A 14,355-nucleotide genomic window follows, 5' to 3' on the forward strand; every position below is an offset into this window, starting at 1 on the left:
GAGAATTCTAAGGCGCGCGGAAGAACTCTCGTTAAGGAACTCGGCAAAATGACCCCGTAACTTCGGGAGAAGGGGTGCCTCGGTAGGGTGAATAGCCCGAGGGGGCCGCAGTGAAAAGGCCCAAGCGACTGTTTAGCAAAAACACAGGTCTGTGCGAAGCCGCAAGGCGAAGTATACGGGCTGACGCCTGCCCGGTGCTGGAAGGTTAAGAGGAGTGGTTAGGGGCAACCCGAAGCTATGAATTGAAGCCCCAGTAAACGGCGGCCGTAACTATAACGGTCCTAAGGTAGCGAAATTCCTTGTCAGGTAAATTCTGACCCGCACGAATGGCGTAACGACTTGGGCGCTGTCTCAACGAGAGATCCGGTGAAATTTTAATACCTGTGAAGATGCAGGTTACCCGCGACAAGACGGAAAGACCCCATGGAGCTTTACTGCAGCTTGATATTGGACTTTGGTACGATCTGTACAGGATAGGTGGGAGCCTTTGAAGCCTGAGCGCCAGCTTGGGTGGAGGCGCCGTTGGGATACCACCCTGATCGTATCGGAGTTCTAACCTGGTACCGTGATCCGGTATGGGGACAGTGTCAGGTGGGCAGTTTGACTGGGGCGGTCGCCTCCTAAAATGTAACGGAGGCGTTTAAAGGTTCCCTCAGAATGGTTGGAAATCATTCGCAGAGTGCAAAGGCATAAGGGAGCTTGACTGCGAGACCTACAAGTCGAGCAGGGACGAAAGTCGGACTTAGTGATCCGGTGGTACCGAATGGAAGGGCCATCGCTCAACGGATAAAAGCTACCCTGGGGATAACAGGCTTATCTCCCCCAAGAGTCCACATCGACGGGGAGGTTTGGCACCTCGATGTCGGCTCATCGCATCCTGGGGCTGAAGTAGGTCCCAAGGGTTGGGCTGTTCGCCCATTAAAGCGGTACGCGAGCTGGGTTCAGAACGTCGTGAGACAGTTCGGTCCCTATCTGTCGCGGGCGTAGGAAATTTGAGAGGAGCTGTCCTTAGTACGAGAGGACCGGGATGGACGTACCGCTGGTGTACCAGTTGTCTCGCCAGAGGCACCGCTGGGTAGCTATGTACGGAGGGGATAAGCGCTGAAAGCATCTAAGCGCGAAGCCCCCCTCAAGATGAGATTTCCCAGTATGTAAGACCCCTTGTAGACGACGAGGTTGATAGGTTCGAGGTGGAAGTGCGGCAACGTATGCAGCTGACGAATACTAATCGGTCGAGGGCTTAACCTAATCCCATTAAAGTGATGAAGAGCTCCGAAGTGGACTCAAGTACTTTAACGGGGCCCAAAAGATCTAATATCTAGGGCAAAACCTAAGCATTCAACTTTACGCAAGTTTCGTATCTAGTCTTCAGGGAATAAATCCCTACTGTGGCGATCGTGGCGAAGGGGTTAACGCACTGGTTTGTGGATCCAGCATTCGTGGGTTCAAGTCCCATCGGTCGCCCTTTTCCCTTATCTTGTTGGGGATTAGCCAAGCGGTAAGGCAACGGACTTTGACTCCGTCATGCCTAGGTTCGAATCCTAGATCCCCAGTTTATCTTCCTTTAAGCGGTCGTGGTGGAACGGCAGACACACCATCTTGAGGGGGTGGCGCTCACAAGGCGTGAGGGTTCAAATCCCTCCGACCGCATCCCAGTTTTACGAGAAAACCTTACAAATGTAAGGTTTTTTTGTTTTATAACAGAGTCACCAAATAACAAGAAACCTCCTATATCCAATTGCTGCTAATTGAGACTATCACTTTAAGGGACGACATTCGGAAAAACGGATATTTTACAAGTGATTAGGTCGAATTACGTTAAATTCCATATAAAATCACGAACAATAACCTTGATTAATTAAGGAATCCTATGTATTATTAGTATAGCTCGAAAAAATACAGATCAATTATTCCTCTTGAAGGTGATTTAATGTCCGTACCGGATGATTCGAATGAATACAAGAAGAAGCTGTGTCACCTGTATAACGAGATATCCAAAGAATTATTCGGTTTTGGTACAACCTTGCTGAAGGTTTCCTTGGATCAGAATATCATTACGTTTCATGCCAAGCATCGTCGGTCGCCCCGTTCAACGGCTTTAGAAGGAGAGGCTCCTACACTTAAACACGAGGTCGATTTTTACATGTCCTCCATTTACAAGAAGAGAATCCGGGAAAAGCTGGAGCAAGAACTAGGGTTGTCCATGGATGCGGTGTTAAGAGACTATGATCCACCGACGCAATGGGCCATCACGAACATTATTCTTAAACCAACTAAATAGTCTAGACCACGGTGTATCTCTTTTGATCTATCTTAAGGGCATACCCGCTTGTATATCACTTGATGTCTCTTTCCATTGTTTACGATGAAAAGTGCTCTTGTTAGAAGATATCTTCTATCAAGGGCACTTTTCTATTTTTTTAGGTCTTAGCAAGAGCGCGGCATATATTTGTGAGCCCGTGTAGAATACTAGTAAAAATTTAACAAAGGGATTTGCGCTACAAATTATATATATAATATTGGGAGGATGTTAACGATGAAACAAAAAATGCTTCGAGGTTTGATTTCTTTATCGGTAGTAGGACTGGCTTTGACGGGATGCGGTACCGCGCCTGCGAAAGATCAGGGGAATACGGGGGCCGCAACAGCTTCACCTGCTGGAGCATCAGGGGAACCTACACAATTGGTTATTTCCACTTGGGGCTTTTCCGATGATTTCTTTAAGAAAGAAGTCTATGCGCCTTTTGAGAAAGAGCATAATGTGAAGATTGTTTTGGAAATCGGCAATAACTCCGAGCGTTTAAACAAAGTGAAACAAGGCAGTTCAAAAGTGGATCTTATCTATTTATCCGACTACTATGCACAGCAAGGAATTGATGCAGGACTTTTTGAAAAAATCGACCGCAGCCGTATTCCGAATTTAAAAGATATCTACGATATTGCGAAAGCACCGCTTGGTGAAGACTACGGTCCTGCCTATACCGTTGGCCGATTCGGAATTGCCTATAATCCGAAAGCAGTCGGTAAAGAGATCACGTCGTGGAGCGATCTGTGGAGCCCTGAGCTCTCCAAGAAGCTGACGCTGCCAAACATTACGTCTACGACAGGTCCAATGGTGCTGGATGCAGCGTCACTGGTTTCCGGTAATGCAAAATTCAACGAGGATCAAGCTTTCACCAAGGTGAAGGAGTTGAATAAAGGAGTCGTCAAGTACTATGGACAAACTTCTGAATTCGTTAATATGTTCGCGCAAGGAGAAATTGCTGCAGGTCCGATCATGGAGATGTATGTGAAGGATTTGAAAGCTGCTGTACCGGATACGAAGTTCATTTCCCCGAAAGAAGGGGCATATGCCGTAATGAACACGGTCAACGTTATTAAAGGAAGCAAAAATAAGCAGCTAGCGGAAGATTTCATCAACTGGCATTTGAGCAAAGAAGTACAAGAGAAATCTGCAAAAGCAAAAGTGGATTCACCAGTAAACACGACGTTGCAACTCTCAGCTGATGAAGCGCAGGGGATTACGTATGGCGCAGATGTTGTAAACAAACTGATTAAAATGGATATGAAATTCGTGAATGAGCATCTTAAATCGTGGATTGACCGTTGGAACAAGGAAGTTGCTCAATAATATAAAATTGGACAAGGGTATATGCTTGTGTGTATACCTTTGTTTTCTTAAAAGGACCTGAAGGGGGCTTGGTTATGAAAAAGAAAGTCATCCTCGACGTGGATACAGGGATCGATGATGCGTTAGGCATCCTGCTTGCTGTACGAAGCGGAGAAATGGACGTACTAGGCATCACTACGGTGAATGGAAACGTATCGCTGGAGCAAGCGACCAAGAATACATGCAAAATTCTCCAATTACTGGAGAAAGAGCATGAGATTCGTGTCGTTCAAGGCGCGAATAAACCTTTGATGCGCCCAACTTTTTTTGAGCACCGCGTCCATGGTAAGGATGGGCTTGGCGGGGCATTACTTGACATGCCGCTTCATGTAGAGGCTGCGGACGGGCATGCAGTTGATTTCATCGTGGATCAAGTGAAACAGCATGCGGGAGAGGTCACTTTGGTCATGACGGCTCCACTGACGAATCTAGCTTTGGCGGTTATGAAGTATCCTGAGCTGGTTCATCAGGTGAAAGAAGTGGTTGTGATGGGCGGTGTTGTCCAAGGGTTCGGCAATGTGACGCCTACAGCGGAGTTCAACATGTACGTCGATCCAGAAGCGGCTAAAATTGTATTCCAGGCAGGTTTTCCAAACCTGACGCTTGTCGGGTTGGACGTAACAAGGAAAGCGCTGCTGACAGATGACCATATCCGTGCACTCGGAGACTCGCCGATAGCCCGATATGTGAAGGAGAGCACTGCGGAATATATGGAGCGTTACTATGAACGCAATGGTGTTAGAGCTTGTGCGCTACATGATCCTCTTGCTGTCGGAGTAGCTCTAAATAAACAGCTGGTCACTACCCGCGAGTACTACGTCGATGTAGAAACCAAAAGTGAGCTATGCGATGGGCAAACGGTATGCGATTTCCAGAATCGCTTGTCCAAAGCGGCCAACGTGCACGTATGCACCGGGGTTGCGGCTGACGAATTTCTCGAACTTTTTATCCGCACGCTACGTTCATAGCGAACCAAGGAACAGGAGTATAGCTGCATGAAAAAAACGTACTTATTATTACTATTGCTGCCAGGCGTATTATTCCTGACGGTTTTCATGGTAGTTCCGATCCTTCTTACGATAGGTTCGACCTTTTTCGATAAAGGAACATTTACCTTTGCAGGGTATTTAAATTTTTTCAAAGACCCCTACTTTCTCAAAATTGTGTGGACGACGCTGCGTGTCAGCTTGGTAACCACGATTCTCTGTATCATCATGGGGTTCCCGGTAGCCTATTTTATATCCAAACAAGGACCGAGACAGAAGGCAATTTTGCTTGCGCTGGCCATTTTTCCACTGCTGACAAGCTCTGTCGTTAGGTCGTTCAGCTGGATGATTATTTTAGGTAAAAAAGGTTTACTCAACAACGCCCTTATCGCGATCGGTCTCATTAAGGAACCACTGGATATTTTGTACACGCCGGCGGCCATGATGATCGGTCTCATCCATTTGTTTTTACCGCTCATCCTTATTACGTTGGTCGGTGTTCTTGAGAATATAGATCCGGATCTGATCAAAGCAGCGGAGAGCTTGGGAGCTAACCGATTTAAAGCCTTCGTGAAGGTCATTGTCCCACTCAGCGTTCCCGGATTAATCATAGGAAGTATTCTTGTTTTTGTCGGCAGTTTGACGGCATATACAACGCCTGCTTTGCTCGGTGGCAAACAGCGGGTTATCTCCACTTTCCTTTATCAGAATGCGATTACGCTTAACGACTGGCATCTAGCCTCCGTCATAGCCGTGATTATGATCGTGATCACCTTCGTCGTCATCGCGCTTATGAATAAACTGGCGACTAAATTAAATCCGAAGGGGTAGAAGTATGCGGGAAAAGAATCGAGGGCTGGCGTTTTTCACCCTTCTTGTCTATATTTTCTTGCTCGGGCCGCTCGTTATTATAGCATTTGCTTCATTTGAGCCAGGGAGTGTACTGAAATTCCCACCGACAGGATTTTCGTTGAAATGGTACCGCAACATTTGGGAAGTTAAGATGTTCATGACGACCGCGGGCACCTCTATTATTGTATCTCTGATCGGTAATTTGTTTGCTTTGCTGCTTGGAATTCCAGCGGCGTACGCGTTGAGCCGGTTTATGTTTAAAGGGAAAGAGGCGCTGAATGCCGTTTTTATTTCCCCTGTACTGATTCCCGGTATCGTCCTTGGTTTTACGATGCTGAGGTATCTTATCGTCACGTATAACCTTCCGATCTATGCAGCTCTGCTGATTGGGCATACGGTGATCATGCTTCCTTTCATTATCCGCGTCGTTGCATCAAGCTTATCGAACTTCGATTTCGCGGTAGAGGAAGCTGCTTTAAGTCTTGGCGCCGGACGGCTGAAAACTTTCTTTAAAGTGGTATTGCCTAACATTAAATCAGGTATTATTGCAGCTGTTCTGATCGCGTTTTTGGAATCTTTTAATAATGTCGACATCTCGGTCTTTATGACGGGTCCTGGCATCAGCACGCTGCCTATTCAGATGCTGACGTACGTGGAGAACCATTTTGACCCTACGATTGCTGCTATTTCTGTTTTACTAATGATTTTAACTGCGGTACTTATGTTCATCATTGAACGGTTGATGGGTTTATCCTACTTCACCAAACGATAACGGAGGCTTTCATCCATGGCATTGCTTACTTTGGAAAATATTTCGGTTGCCTACGACCAGCAATATATTTTGAAGGACTTCAATTTAAGTGTAGAAAAAGGAAATTTAATATCGCTTCTCGGTCCAAGCGGATGCGGGAAAACGACGACCTTGCGGCTTATCGCCGGCTTTCTGGAAGCTAAATCAGGCAAATTCGCTTTAAATGGGAAGGACTATACGCGCATTCCCGTCAGCAAGCGTAACTTCGGCTTCGTTTTCCAGAGTTATGCGCTGTTCCCTCACTTGTCCATTTACGATAATGTGGCCTTCGGTCTTCGTCTTCGGAAGGTAAGCGGAGCGGAGCTTGATCGGCGTGTTCGCAAAATTCTGGAAACGGTCAGCTTGTCCGGCTTCGAGAAGCGTTATCCGAAAGAACTTTCAGGCGGTCAAAGACAGCGGGTGGCCATTGCCCGGGCGTTAGTCATCGAACCTGAGCTGCTGCTTTTCGACGAGCCCCTTAGCAATCTGGACGCTAATCTGCGCATCAATATGCGTGTGGAGATTCGCCGTATTCAACAGGAGCTTGGTATTACTACCGTCTATGTATCCCATGATCAGGAAGAGTGCTTCTCTATTTCAGATCAGGTGGCCATTATGAATAAAGGCATTATTGAGCAGCTGGGCGCTCCGGCAACTATTTTCAAATATCCCAAAACGGAGTTCGTAGCTCGTTTTATTGGTTTCACGAATTTTATCACCTTTGACACCAGATATGATGAAAATGAAGTGATTGCTCTGAAAGTGAAAGATCATATGTTCACTGTAACCAAACATGCCAGTAAGGGAGAGCAGGTCGGGATGCAAGGCGCTATTCGTCCAGATGATGTCCTTCTAGGTATGCCGGGAGAGATCGAGGAAGGTCCCAATGTAGTGACAGGACGTGTGAAAGTGAGCACCTTCTTAGGTAGAAGCTATCAATACGTCGTTCAGACGATGCTCGGAGACATTACGGTCAATAAAGAAATGGAATTCCCGTATCCGAGCGGTCAAGAGGTTCGGCTTCATTTTCCAAGCGAGAAATTGGTTCTAGTAGAGTAGTGTACTTGGAGGTAAAGGCATATGCAGGTTGATTTACTGATCGAAAATGTAAAGATTTATAATAGCTATTTTAAAACATTCATTGAAGGTAATGCAGCCATTCTGAATGGCAAGTTTCTATATATCGGTAATAAAGGTACGGAAAGCTTTGCTGCTGCCGAACGTCTGGACGGGCAAGGGCGCTACATGATTCCAGGGCTCATCGACATCCATCTGCACATCGAAAGCACAATGGTTACACCGGAGACGTTCTCCTACGGCCTTATTCGCAACGGTGTGACGACGATTGTTCCGGAGCCGCATGAAATTGCTAATGTTTTCGGACTTGACGGGGTCAAAGAATTCATCAAAGCGAGCCAGAATTGTGTAGCGGACATGTTCTATGCCCTTCCAAGTTCGGTTCCTGCCACATCGATGGAAACGTCCGGCGGTTCGATTGAAATCGAGGATATGGATGAACTGCTGCGGACGGAGCGGATTATCTGCTTAGGTGAAATTATGAATTTCGTGGATGTCATAACCGATCCGGACTGTAAAACAAATCAGATTATCAATCATATTCGCAAACACTATCCTCACCTTATTATTGAGGGGCATGTGCCGAAACTGCTGGATTTGGACTTGCATAAGATGATATACAGCGGAGTCGATTCCGATCACACGCATCAGACGATTGAGGGGATGGAAGCCAGGATCGCTGCGGGCATGTTCATTGAAATTCAAGAGAAATCAATGACACCTGAAGTGATGGATTATTTGATCGAGCATGAAGTGTCGGAGCACTTTTGCTTTGTTACCGACGATGTCATGGCGGACTCCTTCGAGCGGCGCGGTCACTTGAATCACATTGTGCGTAAAGCGATCGAGATGGGCATGAAGCCTGAGCATGCGATTTATGCCAGTACCCTTTCTCCAGCTAAAAGAATGCGGATGTATGATCGCGGTGTTATTGCACCGGGCAAAGTCGGCGATTTTCAGTTGATTTCTGATCTGGAGCTTCTGACAATTGACCAAGTGTTCAAGCACGGACGCAAGGTTTATGATGTTCGAGAGGCTTATACGTCAGTTACGAACGCACCTGCTTTTCCGCCGCATTATTATCGAAGCGTCCAGATGTCGCCGTTAGCAGAAGCGGATTTCTCAGTCAACGTAGACGTAGAAGACGGTTCTTATGACTGCCGTGTCATGATGGTGAAAAACGGATCTACCTTTACAGAGGAGCATCATACTGAGGTTCAAGTTAGTTCTGGTGAACTCATGTGGCAGGATAGCGGTAAAGGACTTATTGCTACTTTTGAACGCTATGGTAAAAACGGAAATCGCGCTTATGGTTTAATTGGCGGCGATACGATTAAACGAGGAGCTGTGGCGACGACGTACTCCCACGACAATCATAACTTACTTGTTGTCGGTCACAATCCTCAGGATATGATCATCGCGGCGAATGAAGTGATTCACAACCAGGGGGGCTTTAGCGTCGTAGAAGACGGTAAGGTCATCGCTTCTCTTAAGCTGCCTGTCGGCGGTATTTTAACGGAAGCCCCACTTGAGCAAGTAGCTAAGGAAGTAGAACAGCTGCGTAAAGCGATGGAATCGTTAGGCTACTGTCATTATAATCCTATTATGTCGATCAGCACGCATTCTCTACCTGTAAGTCCTGCTTTGAAGATTACCGACCATGGTCTAATCGACGTGAACAGCGGTAAAGTTGTCCCATTAATCGTCTCTACTTAATATAAAATCCCGCACTCATAATGAGGCGGGATTTTTTGTGTTTATTTCTTGTCGGCAAGCCAAGTAGCGAGAGATGAAATTTCATCATCAGATAACTTGCCTTTGAAGCTAGGCATTGCGCCTTTCCCGTTTGTTACTGTGGAAGCAACTTGATCCTTAGACAGTTTGCTGCCTACTTTTTGAAGATTAGGTCCTACGGCACCTTCCAAGTTGACGCCATGGCAGCTAACACAGTTGGCTTTGAACACAGCGGATGCTTCAACCTTCGTTGTAGTCCCTGTGCTCGCGGACGGGCTAGCTGACACAGATGGGCTAGCTGACACAGATGGGCTAGCTGACACAGATGGGCTTGCAGAGGCGGCAGGGCTTGGTTTTGTTTCGCTCTTACCGCAAGCAGCTAAAGAACTGGCGAGCAGTAGAGAGAGGACTAATAACGTTTTCTTCATGTGAACTTCTCCTCATATACATAGGTTCAAGTGCAAGACAGCCACTTGTTGCATGCAAAATCTGCATAATGACTGTAAATTTACAATTCCCGAATTGCCAATTTTTCATTCAAAAATGAATAAGATAACGGATCTGAGCTCATGATATCCATAACTACCATAACTAACCTATTGTTCATAAAATTCCAAGGAGGCAATCAAATGGCTGAGAAAAATGTGGAAAATTCTCCTGACCAGTCGCGACGCAGTTTCCTGAAATATACCGGCACCGCCATTGGTGGAGTGGTGGTCGGAGGAGTGATTGGCAGTGCGATTTCCGGTGGATTTACCAAAAAGTCCACGACGCCAACCCCTTCGCCATCTCCATCGGCATCCCCGCAAGCTCAAGCCGGAATGGACTACAATAGAGCGCCTATGTTTTTCAATCAGGCTCAGCTGCAAATAACGGAAGCTGCGGCTGAACGCATTTTCCCCAAAGATGAAAGTGGTCCGGGGGCGACGGAGTTAGGGGTTGCCTTTTACATCGATCATCAGTTGGCAAGCCCATGGGGAGTGAATGCCCGCACGTATCGGACGGGTCCCTTTGTTAAAGGGGAAGCAACGCAAGGCGACTACTTAAGTATTCAACGCCACGAGTTGATTACGATGGGCCTGCAGAGCATGGAGGAAACGAGCAAGTCGAAATATACCAAATCCTTCGTGGAGCTGGCTCCTGAGGAACAGGATGCGATCCTGACTTCGATGGAAAAAGGCGAAATTAATGTGGTAAATGGCGTAACGGGTAAAACCTTTTTCAACCAATTCCGTGTGCTCGTGATGGAGGGCGTGTATTCAGACCCGCTATATGGGGGGAATAAGGATATGCAGGGTTGGAAGATGCGGAAATATCCAGGCAACCAAATGAGCTATACCAATATCATGGACAAGGATCAATTCGCTGTTATGGAACCGCGGAGCTTGCATGATCATTTTGTTCATTAAGTGTGAAATCCAATGAGGGAAGGGAATAAAGCACATGGCTACTAAAATGCCAAAAGTTCCGGTAGTTATTGTTGGAATGGGATGGGTCGGGGGCATCATTGCTGCCGAGCTGTCCAAGCAAGGAGTCAAGGTGGTTGGTTTGGAGCGCGGAAAGCCAAGAGACACCAAGGATTACTACATGGTACATGACGAGCTGCGATACGCCTCCAGATACGATCTGATGCAGGATCTATCCAAAGAAACGGTGACGTTCCGTAATACGGATAAAGTAGCGGCAGTCCCTATGCGAGAATATGGCTCCTTTTTGCTGGGTGAAGGGCTTGGCGGGTCGAGCATTCACTGGAATGGACAAACGTACCGGTTTCTTCCGTACGATTTTGAAATCTATAGCAAAACGGTCGAGAGGTACGGGAAGCAGAAAATACCAGAGGGAATGACCATCCAGGACTGGGGCATTACATATGACCAATTAGAACCTTATTTCGATAAATTTGAAAAGCTGGCTGGCATCTCCGGGGACCCGGATCAGAATCCGATGGTGGGCAAGCGTTCGAATCCTTTTCCAACCAAGGCCATGGTGAAAACGCCGATTCTGAAATTGTTCGAGGATGCGACGAAAAAATTGGGTTATCACCCCTATATGATGCCGTCTGCGAATCTGTCTGAACAATATACGAATCCGGACGGGATCACCAGAGCAGCATGCCAGTATTGCGGATATTGCGAGCGTTTCGGCTGTGAGTATGGAGCCAAAGCGGATGCTGTAGTCACAGTGCTGCCTGTTGCTCTGAAGTCGGGTAACTTTGAATTGCGCTCTTACTCGAATGTGATTCAAGTGTTAAATGACGGCAAAAAAGCTAGCGGCGTTGTGTACGTCAACACGGTTACAGGAGAACAGTTCGAGCAGCCTGCTGATGTGGTGATCATGGCCAGCTATGTGTTCAACAACATTAAGCTCCTGCTGACGTCCAAATTGGGTAAACCATATGATCCAGCCTCCGGTAAAGGAGTAATCGGTAAAAATTATTGCTACCAAACGAACGGCGGTTCGGCAACCGGATTTTTTGATGACAAAGAATTTAATCTATTTGCCGGTGCAGGGTCGCTTGGGATGGAGATTCCGGACTTTAATGGAGATAATTTTGACCACAGTAGTCTTAATTTCCTTCATGGAGCCGGTATTCGAATATCGCAAACCGGACAACGGCCAATTGCTACCAACTCCGTTCCGAAAGGCACGCCTGCTTGGGGGAAAGATTTTAAACAGAAATCGCTCAAATATGCGAACAGTGTTTTGGCTGTATCCCCGCAAGGATCAAGTTTGCCTTGGAAGCATCACTATGTAGATCTCGATCCTACTTATAAAGATGCCTATGGGCTCCCGCTGCCGCGAATTACGTTTGATTTTGAAGAACAGGATCGGCAGATGATCAAATTCGTGAGCGGTAAAGCCGCTGAAATTATGAAGGAAATGAATCCAACGAGCATTGGTTCATCGGATCAGCTCGGGCCTTATAATATCGTGCCTTACCAGTCCACGCATAACACAGGCGGTGTGATCATGGGCTCGGATCCTTCAACTTCAGCTGTTAATTCCTATTTGCAAATGTGGGATGCAGAAAATGTATTCGTTGTCGGAGCATCGGCATTCGCTCATAACAGCGGGTATAACCCGACAGGTACCGTTGGGGCCCTTGCGTATAGAGCCGTTGAAGGGATCGCGAAATATTTGAAACAAGGCGGAATGGTCGTTTAAACATGCTGCCGATAGGACCCTATAGATCGGAGGGATCAGATGGGGCAAGAAGATTTGATTTTGCATCTCACTGAGGTTCGCAAGCGGTTGATTATTGTTCTTGCTTGGTTTCTAGTTATGCTCTGCGCAGGGCTGTATCTTTCCAGTGACATCTTGCTGTATTTGAAAACGCAGCCTATGATCGGTGAGATTAAGTGGAATGTGTTCTCGTTTACAGATGGGCTGATGATTTATATGAAGTGCGCTTTTCTCTTCGCTTTATTGTTTACAGTGCCGGTGATGCTCTACCAATTGTGGGCATTCGTCAGGCCAGGGCTGACAGAAGCGGAGTCTAAGAGCGCTCTTCCCTACATCCCTGTGGCTTTTGCGCTTTTCATCATCGGGGTAGCGTTCAGCTACTGGGTCGTCTTCCCCATGATGGTTCGCTTTATGATGCGAATGAATCAAACGATTGGTGCGGTGGAAACGTATGGCATTGACCGGTATTTTGGGTTTCTGTTCCAAATCGTCTTCCCGATGGCGATCGCGTTTGAACTGCCTGTGATTCTTCTATTTCTGACCAAAATAGGACTTTTGACGCCGGAGCGCTTGAAAATGTCCAGGAAATACGCGTACATCGCTTTAACGATTACGGGTTCCTGCATTTCGCCGCCAGATATGGTTTCACATCTGTCGGTTACCGTTCCCTTGCTGCTGCTGTTTGAGATCAGTGCGTTGGCTTCCAACTGGCAGTGGAGAGCGATGAGGCAAAGCAGTCCGACCAATAGTTGAGGATGAAACAAACCAGTCTGATAAATAGCAAAGTTTTTATAAAAGGAGGAAACACATGTTTAACAATATTGGTGTATCAGGTTTAATCTTGATTTTGGCCATTGCTTTAATTGTCTTCGGCCCGTCCAAATTGCCGCAGCTTGGAAGAGCATTTGGCGATACGCTTCGGGAGTTCCGCAATTCAACGCGCAATATTATGGATGAGGGCGAACGTGAGCATCTGATTGAAAATGAGGGGAAGAAGCCTTTTTGAGATGGTGCGTCGTAGGGAGGGAACTATGGTCCCTTATTTTGATGAAATGGAACATTTCTCATGAAGTAGGGGAACTACGATCCTCTATTTTATCAATATCATCTGAAAAATAGGCCTGGGGGACAAATAAGAGCCTGTAGTTCCGCGTAGAAAGGAAACAGCTCTTTTTGCTCCAAATAAGGGACTCTAGTTCCCTTGTATATGTTGATGTTCGCTTAAAGGACCGTCAGGAGGATGTAGAATCCCTGACGGTTTTTCTTATGTTCTAAATTGTCGTTACCTTCCTGTAATTCCACGCTGAGTTCTATAATGCTATTCTGTTCAATGAGTATGTGATGGTTATGGCAGACGAGCAAAATGGTGTGTGGTGGACTTGTAAAGGTGTACGACGATATTGTGGTTGTCGCTGCCTCTGTAGTGCCAAATGATGTGACTCAACTGAACGTATCTCCCGCAACAAAACCTCGACACTCCGCGAAGGAAGGTCGAGGTTTTGTTTATTCATGGGATTAACCCGGCAAATCCTTCTTATTCGCTTGTTTCACAGCTGTATTTCCAAGCTGCAGGAACAAGTTTATCGTAAAGAGGATAATGCCAATAACGACAAGCAAGGAGCTGACAATGACAAGCGGGAGCATGGCGGAATTGCCGGAGATAATCTCAATCGCGAGTCCACCCTGCATGAGAGGCAAGCCAATATTATGCAACCAGAAGTGAAGCTTTGCAAGGCGCGTTTCTGCTGCATGCGGGTAGAAGTGATAGATGAGACCGAAGATCGCCATCGATACCCAACCTAGCAAATTCAAGTGCGCATGGACCGAGGCCAGTCTAAAATCTTGAATAATGCCCATCAACATTCCGAGTAGAACAGCGAGCGTGATGTAAATCGCAGCAATTTTCAAAAAAGTCTTAGCCATTCAGCGAATCCCCTCCCAATTTTTACTTCACACTTATTGTATGTTATATACAACGAAATACAAGGCACGAGGAATCAAATTGGATTAAATATTTTATTAAAGGGATTAGACGGCGAATTGTTATAAAATAAATTAAATTT

13 protein-coding genes, 3 tRNA genes and 1 rRNA gene (1 of these 17 running past the window's edge) are annotated in these 14,355 nt (G+C 46.5%); 15 read left to right on the top strand and 2 right to left on the bottom strand.

Annotated features, from left to right (window positions below):
* The 11 genes from ACUN27_RS05925 to ACUN27_RS05975 all read left to right on the top strand — a co-directional run.
* A 23S ribosomal RNA gene (locus tag ACUN27_RS05925) occupies positions 1–1,248 on the top strand (it extends 1,670 nt beyond the left edge of the window).
* A 143-nt stretch (positions 1,249–1,391) separates the two neighbouring features.
* Positions 1,392–1,464 (top strand) — tRNA-His (locus ACUN27_RS05930).
* A 17-nt stretch (positions 1,465–1,481) separates the two neighbouring features.
* A tRNA-Gln gene (locus ACUN27_RS05935) sits at positions 1,482–1,553 on the top strand.
* A 15-nt stretch (positions 1,554–1,568) separates the two neighbouring features.
* Positions 1,569–1,650 (top strand) — tRNA-Leu (locus ACUN27_RS05940).
* Between the two features lie 280 nt (positions 1,651–1,930).
* The gene (locus ACUN27_RS05945; protein ID WP_127456545.1) at positions 1,931–2,281 is read left to right on the top strand and encodes a DUF2294 domain-containing protein; all 351 of its coding nucleotides are present in this window, start codon (positions 1,931–1,933) and stop codon (positions 2,279–2,281) included.
* A gap of 255 nt (positions 2,282–2,536) precedes the next feature.
* Positions 2,537–3,631 carry an ABC transporter substrate-binding protein gene (locus ACUN27_RS05950; RefSeq protein ID WP_315953730.1) on the top strand — a complete coding sequence of 365 codons (1,095 nt, stop codon included), beginning with the start codon at positions 2,537–2,539 and terminating at the stop codon, positions 3,629–3,631.
* A 74-nt stretch (positions 3,632–3,705) separates the two neighbouring features.
* Positions 3,706–4,638: a nucleoside hydrolase gene (locus ACUN27_RS05955; protein WP_445558563.1), complete on the top strand. Its 933-nt coding sequence runs from the start codon at positions 3,706–3,708 to the stop codon at positions 4,636–4,638.
* Positions 4,639–4,665: 27 nt separating this feature from the next.
* Positions 4,666–5,487, top strand: a complete 822-nt coding sequence (locus ACUN27_RS05960) for an ABC transporter permease (RefSeq protein ID WP_445558564.1) — start codon at positions 4,666–4,668, stop codon at positions 5,485–5,487.
* Positions 5,488–5,491: 4 nt separating this feature from the next.
* The gene (locus tag ACUN27_RS05965) at positions 5,492–6,280 is read left to right on the top strand and encodes an ABC transporter permease (RefSeq protein WP_315953728.1); all 789 of its coding nucleotides are present in this window, start codon (positions 5,492–5,494) and stop codon (positions 6,278–6,280) included.
* A 15-nt stretch (positions 6,281–6,295) separates the two neighbouring features.
* Positions 6,296–7,357 carry an ABC transporter ATP-binding protein gene (locus ACUN27_RS05970; RefSeq protein ID WP_315953727.1) on the top strand — a complete coding sequence of 354 codons (1,062 nt, stop codon included), beginning with the start codon at positions 6,296–6,298 and terminating at the stop codon, positions 7,355–7,357.
* A 21-nt stretch (positions 7,358–7,378) separates the two neighbouring features.
* Positions 7,379–9,091: an adenine deaminase gene (locus ACUN27_RS05975; protein ID WP_315953726.1), complete on the top strand. Its 1,713-nt coding sequence runs from the start codon at positions 7,379–7,381 to the stop codon at positions 9,089–9,091.
* A gap of 41 nt (positions 9,092–9,132) precedes the next feature.
* On the opposite strand, the gene ACUN27_RS05980 is transcribed toward ACUN27_RS05975, so the two are convergent.
* Positions 9,133–9,537: a c-type cytochrome gene (locus tag ACUN27_RS05980; protein ID WP_445558565.1), complete on the bottom strand. Its 405-nt coding sequence runs from the start codon at positions 9,535–9,537 to the stop codon at positions 9,133–9,135.
* 201 nt (positions 9,538–9,738) lie between these two features.
* Here ACUN27_RS05980 and ACUN27_RS05985 point away from each other — a divergent pair, with 201 nt between their 5' ends.
* The 4 genes from ACUN27_RS05985 to tatA are packed head-to-tail and all read left to right on the top strand — an operon-like array spanning position 9,739 to position 13,298.
* Positions 9,739–10,518, top strand: a complete 780-nt coding sequence (locus tag ACUN27_RS05985) for a gluconate 2-dehydrogenase subunit 3 family protein (protein ID WP_315953724.1) — start codon at positions 9,739–9,741, stop codon at positions 10,516–10,518.
* Between the two features lie 34 nt (positions 10,519–10,552).
* Positions 10,553–12,274, top strand: a complete 1,722-nt coding sequence (locus ACUN27_RS05990; RefSeq protein ID WP_315953723.1) for a GMC family oxidoreductase — start codon at positions 10,553–10,555, stop codon at positions 12,272–12,274.
* A 39-nt stretch (positions 12,275–12,313) separates the two neighbouring features.
* Entirely contained in the window at positions 12,314–13,045 is a 732-nt protein-coding gene (gene tatC / locus ACUN27_RS05995) for a twin-arginine translocase subunit TatC (RefSeq protein WP_315953722.1), read from the top strand.
* A gap of 55 nt (positions 13,046–13,100) precedes the next feature.
* On the top strand, positions 13,101–13,298 hold the full coding sequence (gene tatA, locus ACUN27_RS06000) for a twin-arginine translocase TatA/TatE family subunit (RefSeq protein WP_127456556.1): 198 nt from the start codon (positions 13,101–13,103) through the stop codon (positions 13,296–13,298).
* A 509-nt stretch (positions 13,299–13,807) separates the two neighbouring features.
* On the opposite strand, the gene ACUN27_RS06005 is transcribed toward tatA, so the two are convergent.
* Positions 13,808–14,215: a cytochrome-c oxidase gene (locus ACUN27_RS06005; protein WP_315953721.1), complete on the bottom strand. Its 408-nt coding sequence runs from the start codon at positions 14,213–14,215 to the stop codon at positions 13,808–13,810.
* Positions 14,216–14,355 lie beyond the last annotated feature (140 nt).

It is taken from the genome of Paenibacillus sp. WC2504 (assembly GCF_052682475.1).

Coding starts and splice junctions, on each gene's coding strand:
- ACUN27_RS05950 (WP_315953730.1), top strand. CDS start 2,537: ATGAAACAAAAAATGCTTCGAGGTTTGATTTCTTTATCGGTAGTAGGA.
- ACUN27_RS05970 (WP_315953727.1), top strand. CDS start 6,296: ATGGCATTGCTTACTTTGGAAAATATTTCGGTTGCCTACGACCAGCAA.
- ACUN27_RS05945 (WP_127456545.1), top strand. CDS start 1,931: ATGTCCGTACCGGATGATTCGAATGAATACAAGAAGAAGCTGTGTCAC.
- tatC (WP_315953722.1), top strand. CDS start 12,314: ATGGGGCAAGAAGATTTGATTTTGCATCTCACTGAGGTTCGCAAGCGG.
- ACUN27_RS06005 (WP_315953721.1), bottom strand. CDS start 14,215: ATGGCTAAGACTTTTTTGAAAATTGCTGCGATTTACATCACGCTCGCT.
- ACUN27_RS05985 (WP_315953724.1), top strand. CDS start 9,739: ATGGCTGAGAAAAATGTGGAAAATTCTCCTGACCAGTCGCGACGCAGT.
- ACUN27_RS05960 (WP_445558564.1), top strand. CDS start 4,666: ATGAAAAAAACGTACTTATTATTACTATTGCTGCCAGGCGTATTATTC.
- ACUN27_RS05990 (WP_315953723.1), top strand. CDS start 10,553: ATGGCTACTAAAATGCCAAAAGTTCCGGTAGTTATTGTTGGAATGGGA.
- tatA (WP_127456556.1), top strand. CDS start 13,101: ATGTTTAACAATATTGGTGTATCAGGTTTAATCTTGATTTTGGCCATT.
- ACUN27_RS05965 (WP_315953728.1), top strand. CDS start 5,492: ATGCGGGAAAAGAATCGAGGGCTGGCGTTTTTCACCCTTCTTGTCTAT.
- ACUN27_RS05955 (WP_445558563.1), top strand. CDS start 3,706: ATGAAAAAGAAAGTCATCCTCGACGTGGATACAGGGATCGATGATGCG.
- ACUN27_RS05975 (WP_315953726.1), top strand. CDS start 7,379: ATGCAGGTTGATTTACTGATCGAAAATGTAAAGATTTATAATAGCTAT.
- ACUN27_RS05980 (WP_445558565.1), bottom strand. CDS start 9,537: ATGAAGAAAACGTTATTAGTCCTCTCTCTACTGCTCGCCAGTTCTTTA.